General features: G+C 61.0%; 12 protein-coding genes and 1 tRNA gene. 7 read left to right on the plus strand and 6 right to left on the minus strand.

Annotated elements, in window-relative coordinates; genetic code table 11:
• Positions 1–44: 44 nt before the first annotated feature.
• On the minus strand, positions 45–1070 hold the full coding sequence (locus BFW87_RS01630; RefSeq protein WP_078738259.1) for an NAD(P)-dependent oxidoreductase: 1026 nt from the start codon (positions 1068–1070) through the stop codon (positions 45–47).
• Entirely contained in the window at positions 1067–2401 is a 1335-nt protein-coding gene (locus BFW87_RS01635; protein WP_078738260.1) for an MFS transporter, read from the minus strand. Before BFW87_RS01635 ends, BFW87_RS01630 begins: the two co-directional genes overlap by 4 nt.
• Positions 2402–2555: 154 nt before the next feature.
• Between BFW87_RS01635 and BFW87_RS01640 the strand changes: the two genes are divergently transcribed.
• Positions 2556–3461, plus strand: coding sequence for a LysR family transcriptional regulator (locus tag BFW87_RS01640; protein ID WP_078738261.1), 906 nt, complete (start codon positions 2556–2558; stop codon positions 3459–3461).
• Complete coding sequence (locus BFW87_RS01645) at positions 3458–4342, plus strand: LysR family transcriptional regulator (RefSeq protein ID WP_078738262.1); 885 nt, start codon at positions 3458–3460, stop codon at positions 4340–4342. The genes BFW87_RS01640 and BFW87_RS01645 overlap by 4 nt, the downstream gene beginning before the upstream one ends.
• A gap of 219 nt (positions 4343–4561) precedes the next feature.
• Here the strand turns inward: BFW87_RS01645 and BFW87_RS01650 are convergent, their stop codons facing one another.
• Positions 4562–5458, minus strand: a complete 897-nt coding sequence (locus BFW87_RS01650) for a LysR family transcriptional regulator (RefSeq protein WP_078738263.1) — start codon at positions 5456–5458, stop codon at positions 4562–4564.
• A 122-nt stretch (positions 5459–5580) separates the two neighbouring features.
• On the opposite strand from BFW87_RS01650, the gene BFW87_RS01655 reads away from it, so the two are divergent.
• From BFW87_RS01655 to BFW87_RS01665, 3 genes are all read left to right on the plus strand, one after another.
• Positions 5581–6246 (plus strand): RraA family protein, encoded by a 666-nt coding sequence (locus BFW87_RS01655; RefSeq protein WP_078738264.1) that lies wholly within the window; start codon positions 5581–5583, stop codon positions 6244–6246.
• An 11-nt stretch (positions 6247–6257) separates the two neighbouring features.
• Positions 6258–7466: a pyridoxal phosphate-dependent aminotransferase gene (locus BFW87_RS01660; protein ID WP_078738265.1), complete on the plus strand. Its 1209-nt coding sequence runs from the start codon at positions 6258–6260 to the stop codon at positions 7464–7466.
• Positions 7467–7560: 94 nt separating this feature from the next.
• Positions 7561–8841, plus strand: coding sequence for a cation:dicarboxylate symporter family transporter (locus BFW87_RS01665; RefSeq protein ID WP_078738266.1), 1281 nt, complete (start codon positions 7561–7563; stop codon positions 8839–8841).
• 35 nt (positions 8842–8876) lie between these two features.
• Here the strand turns inward: BFW87_RS01665 and BFW87_RS31335 are convergent, their stop codons facing one another.
• A complete protein-coding gene (locus BFW87_RS31335) occupies positions 8877–9482 on the minus strand; it encodes a TetR/AcrR family transcriptional regulator (RefSeq protein ID WP_176159694.1) in 606 nt (201 codons plus the stop codon).
• Between the two features lie 148 nt (positions 9483–9630).
• Here BFW87_RS31335 and BFW87_RS01675 point away from each other — a divergent pair, with 148 nt between their 5' ends.
• A complete protein-coding gene (locus BFW87_RS01675; protein ID WP_078738267.1) occupies positions 9631–10395 on the plus strand; it encodes an SDR family oxidoreductase in 765 nt (254 codons plus the stop codon).
• 65 nt (positions 10396–10460) lie between these two features.
• On the opposite strand, the gene BFW87_RS01680 is transcribed toward BFW87_RS01675, so the two are convergent.
• Together BFW87_RS01680 and BFW87_RS01685 are read right to left on the minus strand one after the other, a co-directional pair.
• Positions 10461–10536, minus strand: a tRNA-Asn gene (locus tag BFW87_RS01680).
• Positions 10537–10611: 75 nt separating this feature from the next.
• On the minus strand, positions 10612–11496 hold the full coding sequence (locus tag BFW87_RS01685; protein WP_078738268.1) for a LysR family transcriptional regulator: 885 nt from the start codon (positions 11494–11496) through the stop codon (positions 10612–10614).
• 102 nt (positions 11497–11598) lie between these two features.
• Here BFW87_RS01685 and lldD point away from each other — a divergent pair, with 102 nt between their 5' ends.
• Complete coding sequence (gene lldD, locus BFW87_RS01690) at positions 11599–12735, plus strand: FMN-dependent L-lactate dehydrogenase LldD (RefSeq protein ID WP_078738269.1); 1137 nt, start codon at positions 11599–11601, stop codon at positions 12733–12735.
• The last annotated feature ends 78 nt before the right edge of the window (positions 12736–12813 follow it).

A 12813-nucleotide genomic window follows, 5' to 3' on the forward strand; every position in this document is an offset into this window, starting at 1 on the left:
AAATATCTAAATAACGTGGTTTGAATACTTTAAAAATATGATACTTAACGTGCGCGTATACGCTCGCTGACGGCCTCCCACGCCTCGGGGTTCAGCAGGTGGGGCGGCTTCTCGCCGCGCAGGATCGCCGCAATCTGCGCCGCCGACGAGCGTGCCACATTGCGCCGGCCACCGTGGGTGACGCCTGCCGTGTGGAAGGTCGCGACCACATTGGGCAGGCTCATCAAGGGCGCGTTTTGTGGCGGCGGCTCGCAGGCCCACACGTCCAGCCCGGCGCCGCTGAGGTGGCCTTTTTTCAGGGCCTCAAACAACGCGGCTTCATCATGAATGCCGCCTCGGGCGGTGGACAAAAATACAGCGCCCGGCTTCATCGCCGCGAACTGTTCGGCGCCCATCAGGTGGCGGGTGCTGGCGTCCAAGGGGCAATGCAGCGAGACAAAATCACTGCGCTGCAGCAGCTCTGCCAGGGTCACCGGTGTGGCGCCGTGGGCCTGAATTTTTTCGCGACTCAGATGCGGGTCGTAAGCCAACACGTCCAGGCCAAAACCGTGGGCAATTCGCGCCACGCGCCCGCCGATCTCTCCCAGCCCGATCAGGCCGAGGGTGCCCCCGTGAATCTCTTCGCCCATCAGGTCTTCACGGCTGAAACCGCTGGCATGGCGCAGCTTTTGATCGGACTCGACGATGCGTTTGACCACCGCCAGCAGCAGGCCAAAGGTGTGCTCGGCCACCGAGTGCGCGTTGGCCCCCGCCTGGTTGACCACGGCAATACCGGCGCGGCTACACGCCGCCACATCCACCGTGTCGAAACCTGCGCCACCGGAGGACACACAGAGCAAATCCGGGCATTGCTCGATCAGCGCTTGATTGGCGAACCACTGCGCGGGCAACTCGTCCTTGGCGGCCGACACGTGGTAGGCGTGAGCCTTGCGCAGTGCGGCCAAGGTGCGTGCGTCATCACCCTGGCGCGGCACGACCTGCAAGGCGAGTTGCGGGTTGCTGTGGATCATCTCGTCGAACACGGGGCTGATCCAGAAATCGAGACGACAAACCTGCATGACACTGTTCATACGCGCTCCTGGGCGTTAACGGGTGTGGAAGGACGTGGCTCGATCATGGTCAGCACGATGGCGAAGGTAATCAGCGAGCTCACGCCGAGAAAACCGAACACGTAATCCCAATTGAAATGGTCCAGCAGCAGCCCGACCACGAACGGCGTGAACGCGCCGCCCAGCGAACCGCCGGTGTTGACGATGGAAGCGGCGAACGGCACGCGCGCCTTGGTCGCCAGGCCCATGGGGTAGACCAGAAATGTGGAGTAACCGATGTTCAACAGGATGCCGGCCAGCAGGAACACCGCCGACAACAACAGCGGATCGCTGGGGGCGTTGAGCAGCACAAACATCATGATCACAGTGGCGAGGGAGCTGATCAGCATCGCCGGTTTGCGTCGGCGGTCGAACACCCGGTCCGACAGCCAGCCACCCAGCAGGTTGCCGATGATCGCGCCAACCCAGGGCGCCGAAGCGACCATGCCCATTTTCAACACGGAATACTGTTTGACGGTGATCAGGTAGGTGGGCACCCACGTCATGATCGAATAGGTAATGCCGACCATCAGGAAGTAGCCCATGGCGCAGGCCCATACGTTCCAAGAGGCCAGGATGCTTTTGTTGTCGCTGAGCAACGGCATTGCACGGGTGCGCATCAGCCGGTCGAACAGCGCGGGAATGCGCACCATGGGCTTGGTCGAGGCTTGGCTCTGAGTGTCGCCGCCCTGGATGTAGTGCAACTCGGTAGCCGAACAATGGCGGCTGTCGGCCGGGTCATCCTTCACCAGCCACCACCACAGCACCCCGACGAAGAACCCGGGAATGGCGAAGATAAAGAACACTTCGCGCCAGCCATACAAGTGCACGATCCAGGCACACAGCGGCGGCACAATGGCCGGTGCGACCTTGGCTGCCGACATGAATATGCCGGTGGCAAAGCCCTTCTCGCGCGCCGGGAACCAGCGGTTGATGATCGAAATGATGCCGATATTGATCGGCCCTTCCGCCGCCCCGAGCAGCGCGCGCGCCAGCTTGAGTTGCAGCACGCTGCTGGTGAAGCCGATCAACAGGGTGGCCAGGGAGGTCAGCACCAGCGAGCCGGTGAGCAGTTTGCGAATGCCGTAGCGGCCGAACAGGTAGCCGGCGGGAATCTGCACGACGGCGTAGGTCAGGTAGAACAGGCTGGCCAGAGCGCCGATGTCGGTGTTGCTCAGGTGGTATTCCTGTTTGATGAATGGCACCACCACGCCGATGTTGGCGCGGTCGGCGCCGGCTACCATGTACGCGAGGAAAAACAGCGCCGCCACGACCCAGCGAAAGCGGCTGGCAGGTTTGGAATCAGCATTCATTTCTTCACCGGTTTTTCTTGGAGTTATGGTCGGTACGTCGTGAAGAAACCCTCACGCCAGTAGGCCGTGAGCGAGATAGTGCCGAGGAAATTTAAGTAGACATAGAGATATTCCATGAACTAAAAATATTCCAAATAGTGATGAGAATAACCCTGTGCCCACCTTCAAACAGCTCGAAGCGTTGATCGCCGTGGTCGACCACGGCACCTTCGACGGCGCCGCCAATCGCCTGGGTCAGGTGCAGTCGGCCATCTCGCGGCAGATCCAGGAACTAGAACACTGGCTCGGTTTTGCGCTGTTTGACCGCAGCGGCCGCGCGGCTAAACCTACGGTATTGGCGGCGCAGGTGGTGGCCCAGGCGCGGGACGTGCTATTGCAACGCGAGATCGTCAACAGCTGCCTGCTCAGCCCCGAGGTGCTCAGCCGCAAACTGCGTATCGGTATCACCGAGCTTAGCGCGCTGACCTGGCTGCCGCGCCTGATCAAGGCGATTGCCGGCGAGTACCCCAAAGTTCGCATCGAACCGGAGGTGGATCTGAGCGTGCGCCTGCATGGCTTGCTGATGGCCGGCCAGGTTGACGTCATCGTGGTGCCGGATGCGTTCAGCAGCAATGGGCTGATCAAAGTGCAGTTGGATGAAGTGCGCAACAACTGGTTCTGTGCCCCCGGTTTGCTGGACCCGCAGCAACCGCTGACGCTGGAGGATTTGACCCGGTTCACCCTGCTGGCCCAAGGCAAATCGTCGGGCTCGGGCTTGTTGATGGACAGCTGGCTCGCCGCCCATCAGGCCAGCCCCAGCGCGCATATTCCGTGCAGCAGCCTAGCGGCGCTGATCGGTTTGACCGTGTCCGGTTTGGGCGTGACCTACCTGCCCGACGCCACCGCCGCGCCTTACCTGCTCACGGGGCAACTGGTGAAACTCGACGTCGAACCGCCTCTGCCGACCACGCCGTATGTGGCCTTGGCACGCGCCGACAGCTACAGCCCGTTCCATCGGCATGTGGTGGAATTGATGGGCATGCATTGCGACTTGCAAGAGCCTTTCGGGCGGTCGGCATGATCAATATCAAACAGATCGAAACCTTCTACTGGACCCTGAAACTGGGCACCTTGCAACGCGCCGCCACGCGGTTGTTCATCACCCAATCAGCCGCGACCAAACGCCTGCAAGAGCTGGAAAAACAAGCCTGCCTGCCGCTGTTCGAAGCCGGCAGCCACAAGGCGCAACTGAGTGCCAAGGGCGCTGAGCTGCTGGAGGCCAGCGAAGGCCTGATCCGCAGCCTGGCAGCGCTGGAAACCATGCGCGACGCCAGCCGCCAGGCCCTGCGCACGGTGCGCATGGGCGTGACCGAACTGGTGACCATCACTTGGTTTACCGACTTTGTCGCGCGCAGCAAAACCGCATTGCCGGACATCGAATTGCACCCAGATGTAGACCTCTCTGCGCGCCTGCAACGCAAACTGCTGGATGGTGACCTAGACCTGATTGTGATCCCGCAGGACTACGTCACCGCGGCCATGGCGTCGATCCCCCTGCAGTCCGTGGCGTTCACCTGGCTGGCGCCACCCGGGCTGTTTCCTTTGGGGACCACGCTGTCCCTCAAGCAACTGGCGCTGTGGCCGATCATCGTGCAAGGCCCGGACTCGGGCATCACCCAACGCTGCGAGCAGCTGTTTGCCGAGCAGGGCATTGAGTTCAACCACGTGTATGGCAGTAATAGCCTGTTTGCGTTGTTGGCGCTGATTCGTGCGGGAGTGGGCATCAGTTGCCTGCCCAGAGGGTTGTTTGTGGGGGAGATTGAGCGCGGTGAGTTTCAGGAGGTGACGCTTGAGGTGCCGCCGGCGCCGGTGAATTACCAATTGGCGTTTCTCAAACATGGGCGTACGGAGTTGATTGAAACGCTGGCGGGGTTGGCCAGGTTATCGGCGATGAACGGTTAGATTTGTGGCGAGTGGGCTTGTTGTGCCAATGCAGACTTCTTGTGGCGGGCGGGCTTTTTGTGGCGAGCGGGCTTGCCCGCGTTGGGCTGCGAAGCGGCCCCTATAACGGACACCGCAAACTCTCAGAAAGAATGCGGTGCATTCGCTGGGGCCGCTTCGCGCCCCAACGCGGGCAAGCCCGCTCGCCACAAAAAGCCCGCTTGCCACAATGAGCAGACATCAAAGCAACAACTTCGAATAATCACAGCATTCCTGCGCCAACTGCGCCACATCCTGGTTCAACCCGAACTGCCGGTCCACCCGGTGCAGCGCCACGTACTGGATGCTCGGCAGTTCCGGCTGGGTCACCAGCGCGCGCAGGGTGCCCTGCTCGATCAAATGCGACAGGCACGCCTTGGGCAGGTAACTCACACCAATCCCCGACAACGCCAACCCCACCTGCACCAAAAGGTTATGGCTGGTCAGCGTGCGCGGCATCTGCACATTGTGCGCGGCCAGCCAGCGCTCGTAGATCAGCCCGGTGCCCGACTGCGCGCCCTGGGTGAGCACGGTATAACTGGCCAGGGTTTCCAGGCTGATCGGGTCAGCGTCCGGGATCAGGCCGGGGGAGCACATCCAGGCGTTTTCCACGCACTGCAGCGGCGTGCTGTGAAAGCGCGGGTCGCTGTAGACGTCGGGCACGATCACCAGGTCGAGCTGGTCGCTTTCCAGCTTGCGGAACAGCTCGCTGCTGAGCTCCACCGACGGTTCGATCTGCACTTTGGGGTACGCCTGGCGCAGCGCTTCCACCAGCGCTGGCAGCCAGGTCAGCGCAGTGAGTTCGGTGACGCCCAGGCGAAACCTGCGCACCAGCACTTCCCGCGCGCTCACCCGTTCGAGCAACTGATCACGACTCTTGAGCAAGTCCTTGGCGTAATCGAGCAGCTCGCCGCCCTTTTCGGTCAGCCGCGCATTGCGTTTGCTGCGGTCGAAAATCTCGACGTCGAAGGTCTCTTCCAGCTCCTGGATACGCTTGGAGATGGCCGACTGAGACATGTGCAGCTTGTTTGCCGCCGCCTCAAAACTGCCGAGTTCAGCGATCCAGTACAACGCGTCGATTTGCTTGAACGTAATCATGGCAGCCAAATCATGAGAAAAAGCGATGCTATCACATCATAAAATATCGCTAAAACTGTCCGTTCATCACTCCTAAGATCCGGCCATAGCCCATCGCTATCCAACGATTCTGGAGATTTGCCATGTCCTTGCCCGGTTCACGCATCCTTCCCAACGCGCCCATGGCCCCGGCCGAGCTGGTCGAGGCGTTTGCCCATGTGGTCACGCCGCACATCAGCGACAACCTCGGCCGCCACATCGGCGCCCGTGGTCTGACGCGTTACAACCGCAGCGGCAAATTGGTGGGCACGGCGATTACGGTCAAGACCCGTCCCGGCGACAACCTGCTGATCTACAAAGCCATGAGCATGATGCAACCCGGCCACGTGCTGGTGGTGGACGGCCAGGGCGACACCAACAACGCGGTGATCGGCGAGTTGGTCAAGCTGTACGCCCAGCAACGCGGTTGCGTGGGGTTTGTGATTGATGGCGCGATTCGTGATGTCGCCAGCTTCGACGACACGCCGTGCTACGCCCGCGCCGTGGTGCACACCGGCCCCTACAAAACCGGTCCCGGCGAAGTCAACGTGCCGGTGTCCATCGGCGGCATGCTGATCAACCCGGGTGATCTGCTGGTAGGCGATGAAGACGGCCTGGTCGCCTTTTCCCAGGCCGACGCCGCCGAAGTCCTGCGCCGCGCCGGGTTACATGCCGAGCACGAAGAAGCGGTGAAAGCCGAAATCGCCACCGGCAACCTGCGCCAGAGCTGGATCGACAAAGTGCTGCAAAACGCCGGCCTGGCGGACTGAAGGGAATCACCATGAGCACTGCATTTTTATCCGACCGGGTGCTGGGCATTGCGCCCTCTCCCAGCGTCGCCGCCAACGCCTTGGTGACAGCATTGCGCGCCGAGGGCCGCGACATCGTCAACTTCACCGTGGGCGAGCCGGACTTCGACACACCGGCGCATATCGTCCAGGCGGCCACACTTGCGCTGCACAGCGGCGACACCCATTACACGGCCACCACCGGCACCCTCGCGTTGCGCCAGGCGATCTGCCTCAAGCTGCAACGCGACAATGGCCTGGCGTATGGCCTGGACGAAGTGATCGCCGGCTGCGGCGGCAAACACATCATCTATCACGCGCTGGCGGCCACGCTCAATCGCGGCGATGAAGTCATCGTGCACACGCCGTATTGGGTGTCTTACCCGGACATTGCGCGGCTCAATGACGCCACGCCGGTGATCATTCCGGGCGACGAAAGCCTGGGCTTCAAGCTGACCGCGCAAGCGCTGGAACAGGCGATCAGCCCACGCACCAAGTGGGTGATCCTCAACAGCCCGAACAACCCCAGCGGCGCGGTGTACAACGACTCCGAGCTGTTGGCGCTGGCCGAGGTGTTGCGCCGCCATCCCCAGGTGCTGGTGATGGCCGACGAAATCTACGAGCACTTCGTGTATGGCGATGCCCGGCATCTACCGCTGACGCGTTTGGCGCCCGACCTTAAACAACGCACGCTGATCGTCAACGGCGCGTCGAAAGGCTACGCGATGACTGGCTGGCGCCTGGGTTTTGGTGCCGGGCCCGCATGGCTGATCAGCGCCATCGCGAAGCTGCTGTCGCAAACCACCACCTGCCCCAGCTCCCTGAGCCAGGCGGCCGCCGTGGCCGCGTTTGCCGGCGACCAGACGCCCATCGCCGACATGCGCGAGGAATACCGCCAGCGCCGCGCGCTGATGTTGACGTTGCTGGCGGGCATTCCCGACGTGCGCGTGACCCCGCCGGATGGCGCGTTTTATGTGTTCGCCAATGTCAGTCGGCTGATGGGCAAACTCACTCCTCAAGGTGATCGCCTGGAGACTGACACCCAACTGGTCGACTACCTGCTGCGCGACTACGGCCTGGCCACGGTCAGCGGCGCGGCGTACGGCATGTCGCCGTATGTGCGTTTGTCCTTCGCAAGTTCCCGGGCCGTGATCGAAGAAGGCTGCCGTCGCCTCAAAGACGCCTGTCACGACCTGCGCTGAACACCCCAGCTGTACCCGGCGGCCAACGGACGGCCGCCTTTTGACTGCCTAGAACAACAACTTAAAAATCATTGATCTCAAATGAGGCATTCCCATGCACACGCCCCGTATTCCGCTGGTCTGGCAAATCATGATCGGCTTGCTCGCCGGCATCGCCATCGGCGCCCTGCTGCATCGCTTTCCCGAGTCCCGGCCGTGGCTGGTGGAGAACCTGCTGCAACCGGCGGGGGATATTTTTATCAAGCTGATGAAGATGATCGTGGTGCCCATCGTGTTTGCGTGCATGGTGGTGAGCGTTTCCGGGCACGGCGACGGCAAGACGCTGGGGCGTATCGGAGTGAAATCCCTGAGCTATTTTTTCTGCATCACCACCCTGGCAATCATCGTCGGGTTGGTCATGGGCAACCTGCTCAAGCCCGGCGCCGGCACCCAGCTGTCCAGCCTGCAGGCGACGAACATCACCCTGCCGACCAGCAGCGGCGGCGGCCATAGCCTGGGGCAGGTTATCGTCGGCATCATCCCCGACAACGTGGTCAGCGCCATGGCCCAGGGCAGCCTGTTGTCGGTGCTGTTTTTTGCGGTGATGTTCGGCCTGGGTGTGTCGCGCCTGGCGCCTGAGCGCAAAGACCCGGTGATCGCGCTGATGCGCGGCGTGTCGGATGCGATGTTCAAAGTCACCTCGATGATCATGGCCTACTCGCCCATCGGCGTGTTCGGCATGATCGCCGTGACCGTGGCCAACTTCGGCTTCGGCTCGCTGCTGCCGCTGGCCAAGCTGATCATGGTCAGCTACCTGTCCATCGCGTTTTTTGTGCTGGTGGTGCTCAACCTCGTCGCGCGCTTGTGCGGGATCAACCTGTTTGCGCTGATGCGGCATATCAAGGATGAGCTGGTGTTGGCCTTCTCTACCGCCAGCTCGGCGGCGGTGATGCCGCAATTGATGAAAAAGCTCGAAACCTACGGTGTGCCGCCTTCGCTGGTGAGCTTTGTGGTGCCGGTGGGCTACTCGTTCAACCTTGACGGCGCGTCGCTGTTCCTCGGTATCGGCACGCTGTTCGTCGCGCAACTGTACGGCATCGACCTGAGCCTGGCCGACCAGGCGTTGCTGGTGGTGACCATGGTACTGACCTCCAAAGGCGCGGCCGGAGTGCCGGGGTTTATGTTCGTGATTCTCTCGGCGACGTTGGGCAGTGCCGGGCTGCCGCTGGAGGGTATTGCGTTTATTGCCGGCGTTTATCGGTTGATGGAAATGCCGACCACCGCGCTGAACGTGTTGGGCAATGCGCTGGCGCCGCTGGTGATTGCGAAGTGGGAGGCGCGCAACCGTGAATCTGCTTCAGAGGCTGATGCCCACAACCTTCCCGAACGGCTCTAGACGCTGCGATTGCGCTGACGGTGCGTCAAAGCCCGTCAGCGCGGTTTAAGGCCCAGCATGATATTGCCGACGATCATCTCGGCAACCTCTTCAATCGGCACACCGCCCAGTTTTCCATCTACCGACAGGGAAATCAGCCCTTCTACGGCCGCAAACACCGTCAGCGCCAACTGAACGGGATCGCCCTCAACCACCGCGCCGATGCGTTGACCGTAGGCAATCGTCTGTGGGCCCGCGAGCAGCGATTTATAGCTCGACTCCAGCATTTGCGCAGACGCGCCTTCTCGTTGTTTCGAGGCAAACATCAACCGGAACAGCGCCCGGTGTTGCGTGACAAAGCGAATATTGGCGTTAACCACCGCGATCAACCGTGGAAAAAATTCCGCCTCATCGCTGGAGGCCGCGCGGTCAAGTACAACGCCCAGCCGCTCGAACCCTTGCAACGCCAATGCATCCAGCAGCGATTGTTTGCTGGGAAAATGCCGACGCGGCGCGTTGTTGCTGACGCCAATCTCCCGCGTCAACTCACGCAGGGACAAGCCCTCCACACCGACACGCTCCAACATGGCCTCGGCGGCCGTCAGCAGGGCCGAACGCAGGTCTCCGTGGTGATAGGGCTGAGGTTTTTCCAGGTCTTCCACGGTTATGTCCTTCTGTAAGAAAGTCGGAATGATACCATATGTTGCCATTGACAACATATGTTGACAGTGACTACATTGCTGCGTGACAGGGTGTCGGCCCTGTCCACTCCCCCTCCGCCGACGACGACCAGCCTTTTGGACAATTCTCATGAAACTCATCGGCAAGACGATACTGATCACTGGCGGCACGCGCGGCATCGGCTTGGAACTTGCCACGCAACTGCTGGCGGCCGGCAATACCGTACTGGTCACCGCACGTGATGCGGCCGGCCTCGACAGCGTTCGCAAGGCGCTGCCGGGTGTTCACGCCTTTCAAAGTGACGCGAGCGACCCGCTGCAAATCGCCGCACTGTACGAGGAAGTCCGCCTGCGATTCCCGACCCTGAATGTGCTGATCAACAATGCCGGCATCATGCGCAACCTTGACCTGAACCACGTTGCAGAGCCCGCCCGCATTGCGGATGAAATCGCGGTAGGCCTGAGTGGTCCTATCCTGCTGACTCAATATTTTTTGCCGCTTTTGCGCCAGCAGCCTGCGGCACTGATCGTCAACGTGTCCTCGGGACTGGCCTTGATACCCTTCGTCATCGCCCCCGTGTACAGCGCCGCCAAGGCGGGCATGCACGCGTATACAAGATGCTTGCGGGCACAGGTCAAAAATACCTCGGTGCGCGTGGTGGAGCTGCTTCCACCGGGCACCGAAACGGCGTTGTTTCGTGGCGAGTTCGAAAAGGAAATGAAAGGGCAAAAAGGCATGCCTGTCGTTGAGCTGGTCGAGCAGGCGATCAAGGGCATTGAGGCGGGGAGAGATGAAATCCGTCCCGGCCTGGCCAAAGTGCTCGGCTTCATGAGCAGAATTGCGCCGGATTTCATGATGGCGCAAATGGCCAGGATGTCTGCGCCCAAGGCATGAACGCCGGCTGCCTGGCCAAATCCAGGGCAAAAAAAAGCCTGCATCTCTGCAGGCTTTTCTCTATCTGGCTCCACGACCTGGACTCGAACCAGGGACCCAATGATTAACAGTCATTTGCTCTACCAACTGAGCTATCGCGGAATGCGCCGTATGTTACTGATTAAAAAGAAGAAGTCAAGCACCTGTGGCTATTCCGCCGGATGACCGGTGCCTTGACTAGGCCGGCCCGGCCATTTCCTTGGCCAAATCCAGCCAGGCGCGCGCTGCGGGCGGCAGATGGGCACTGCCGCGCCAGGCCAGTGCGATGTGCCAATCCGTGTGGGGTTCATCCAATGGAATCAGGGCAATGCCTGCGTGTTGATGCATGTGCGCAAGCATGCGCGGCAGAAACGCTACGCCCAGCCCGGCCGACACCAGGTCGACGATGAAGTCGATTTGCCCACTGCGAGCGGTCACCCTTGGCGTGACGCCCTTACGCTCGCACGCGGCGAGAATCTTGGCGTTCAGCGCAAAGCCGGCTTCGAACAAAATGAACGGCGAGTCGGCAAGGTCTTTGAAGTCGATGCGTTCGCGGCCCGCCAGGGGGTGACTGACGGGCAGTACGGCCATCAGCGGTTCATTACGCACCGGTTGATAGTCAAAACTTTCGTCCACGGGTAGCAGGAGCGCAGCCAGATCCACCTCCCCCGCGTCCAGGCATTCGCGCAGTTTTTTACTGCCGTATTCGGTGAGTTCGATCTCGATATCGGGGTATCGACTACGATAAGCCGCGAACATCGCAGCAAACAGCACGCCGCAGCCCACCGGGGGCAGGCCGATGCGCAGTACGCCACGCTTGAGGCCGCGTAAATCATTGATCTCGGCCACCAGATCGTTGCTTTCGCCAAGCAACACCAAGGCGCGGCGGTAGGCAATTTCGCCAGCTGCAGTCAGCTCGTTCTTGTGACCCAGGCGATTAAGCAGCGGCATGCCCAGTTCATCCTCCAGGGTTTTAACCGCCTTGCTCACTGAGGACTGGGTCAGGGACACTGCTTCAGCCGCTTGGGAAAAGCCCCCTTGGCGCACCACTTCGACAAACGCCAGCAATGTTCTCAGGTTCATCTGTATTCCCTTGGCGACTGGGTACCAGTGATAAAAGTTGTTTTTATCATGACAGATGTTTGCTTATGGTGAACCCTACCCTGCCCTGTGGAGACACCTTTGATGATCATCTCGTCAGCGTCCGACTACCGCGAAGCCGCCAAGCGCAAGCTGCCGCGCTTTCTGTTCGACTACATTGACGGCGGCGCCTACGCCGAACACACGATGCGCGCGAACAGTTCGGACCTCACCGAGATCAGCCTGCGACAGCGCGTCCTGCGCAATGTCGACAACTTGAGCCTGAAGACCACCGTGTTTGGCCAGGACCTGGCCATGCCGGTGATCCTGAGTCCGGTAGGCCTGACCGGCATGTTCGCGCGACGCGGTGAAGTGCAGGCGGCCAAGGCGGCGGCCAACAAGGGCATTCCTTTTTGCTTGTCGACGGTATCGGTGTGCCCGATTGAAGAAGTGGCGTCACAAAGCCCGCAGGCGATCTGGTTCCAGTTGTACGTGCTCAAGGACCGCGGCTTTATGCGCAATGCCCTTGAGCGCGCGCAGGCCGCCGGGGTGACGACGCTGGTATTCACGGTCGATATGCCGACGCCAGGCGCGCGCTATCGCGATGCGCACTCGGGCATGTCCGGACCGTTCGCGGCGTCGCGGCGCATGTTGCAGGCGGTCACCAAGCCGCAGTGGGCCTTTGATGTGGGGTTGATGGGCCGCCCACATGATCTGGGCAACATCTCCAAATACCTAGGGAAACCGACCCACCTGGAAGACTACATCGGCTGGCTGGCCAACAACTTCGACGCGTCCATCAGCTGGAAAGACCTGGAGTGGATCCGTGAGTTCTGGAAGGGCCCGATGATCATCAAAGGCATCCTCGACCCACAAGACGCCAAGGACGCAGTGAGTTTCGGCGCCGACGGCATCGTGGTCTCCAACCACGGTGGTCGGCAACTGGATGGCGTGCTGTCCACCGCCAAAGCATTGCCGTCGATTGCCGAGGCCGTGGGCGATGACCTGACGGTGCTGGTGGACTCGGGCATTCGCTCGGGGCTTGATGTGGTGCGCATGCTCGCCCTGGGTGCCAAGGCTTGCCTACTGGGCCGTGCGACTGCCTATGCACTCGCTGCGGATGGCCAGCACGGGGTGGAGAACCTGCTGGATATTTTCGCCAAGGAGATGCGCGTCGCCATGACATTGACGGGCGTTACCTCGATTGACCAGATTGACGGCAGCACGCTGGTGCAGCGCTGACAGCCAACTAGCCAATTAACTGACGTGACTAACAACCGGTTGAGGTTTACATTCCAATCAGCCGGTTGATTTAAAAGG

The organism is Pseudomonas fluorescens, assembly GCF_002022275.1.
GTDB lineage: Bacteria > Pseudomonadota > Gammaproteobacteria > Pseudomonadales > Pseudomonadaceae > Aquipseudomonas > Aquipseudomonas fluorescens_AJ.

Excerpts from the sequence above, each read along its gene's own strand:
- BFW87_RS01655 (WP_078738264.1), top strand. The coding sequence starts at position 5,581 with ATGTCCTTGCCCGGTTCACGCATCCTTCCCAACGCGCCCATGGCCCCG.
- BFW87_RS01650 (WP_078738263.1), bottom strand. The coding sequence starts at position 5,458 with ATGATTACGTTCAAGCAAATCGACGCGTTGTACTGGATCGCTGAACTC.
- lldD (WP_078738269.1), top strand. The coding sequence starts at position 11,599 with ATGATCATCTCGTCAGCGTCCGACTACCGCGAAGCCGCCAAGCGCAAG.
- BFW87_RS01645 (WP_078738262.1), top strand. The coding sequence starts at position 3,458 with ATGATCAATATCAAACAGATCGAAACCTTCTACTGGACCCTGAAACTG.
- BFW87_RS01635 (WP_078738260.1), bottom strand. The coding sequence starts at position 2,401 with ATGAATGCTGATTCCAAACCTGCCAGCCGCTTTCGCTGGGTCGTGGCG.
- BFW87_RS01630 (WP_078738259.1), bottom strand. The coding sequence starts at position 1,070 with ATGAACAGTGTCATGCAGGTTTGTCGTCTCGATTTCTGGATCAGCCCC.
- BFW87_RS01665 (WP_078738266.1), top strand. The coding sequence starts at position 7,561 with ATGCACACGCCCCGTATTCCGCTGGTCTGGCAAATCATGATCGGCTTG.
- BFW87_RS01675 (WP_078738267.1), top strand. The coding sequence starts at position 9,631 with ATGAAACTCATCGGCAAGACGATACTGATCACTGGCGGCACGCGCGGC.
- BFW87_RS01685 (WP_078738268.1), bottom strand. The coding sequence starts at position 11,496 with ATGAACCTGAGAACATTGCTGGCGTTTGTCGAAGTGGTGCGCCAAGGG.
- BFW87_RS01660 (WP_078738265.1), top strand. The coding sequence starts at position 6,258 with ATGAGCACTGCATTTTTATCCGACCGGGTGCTGGGCATTGCGCCCTCT.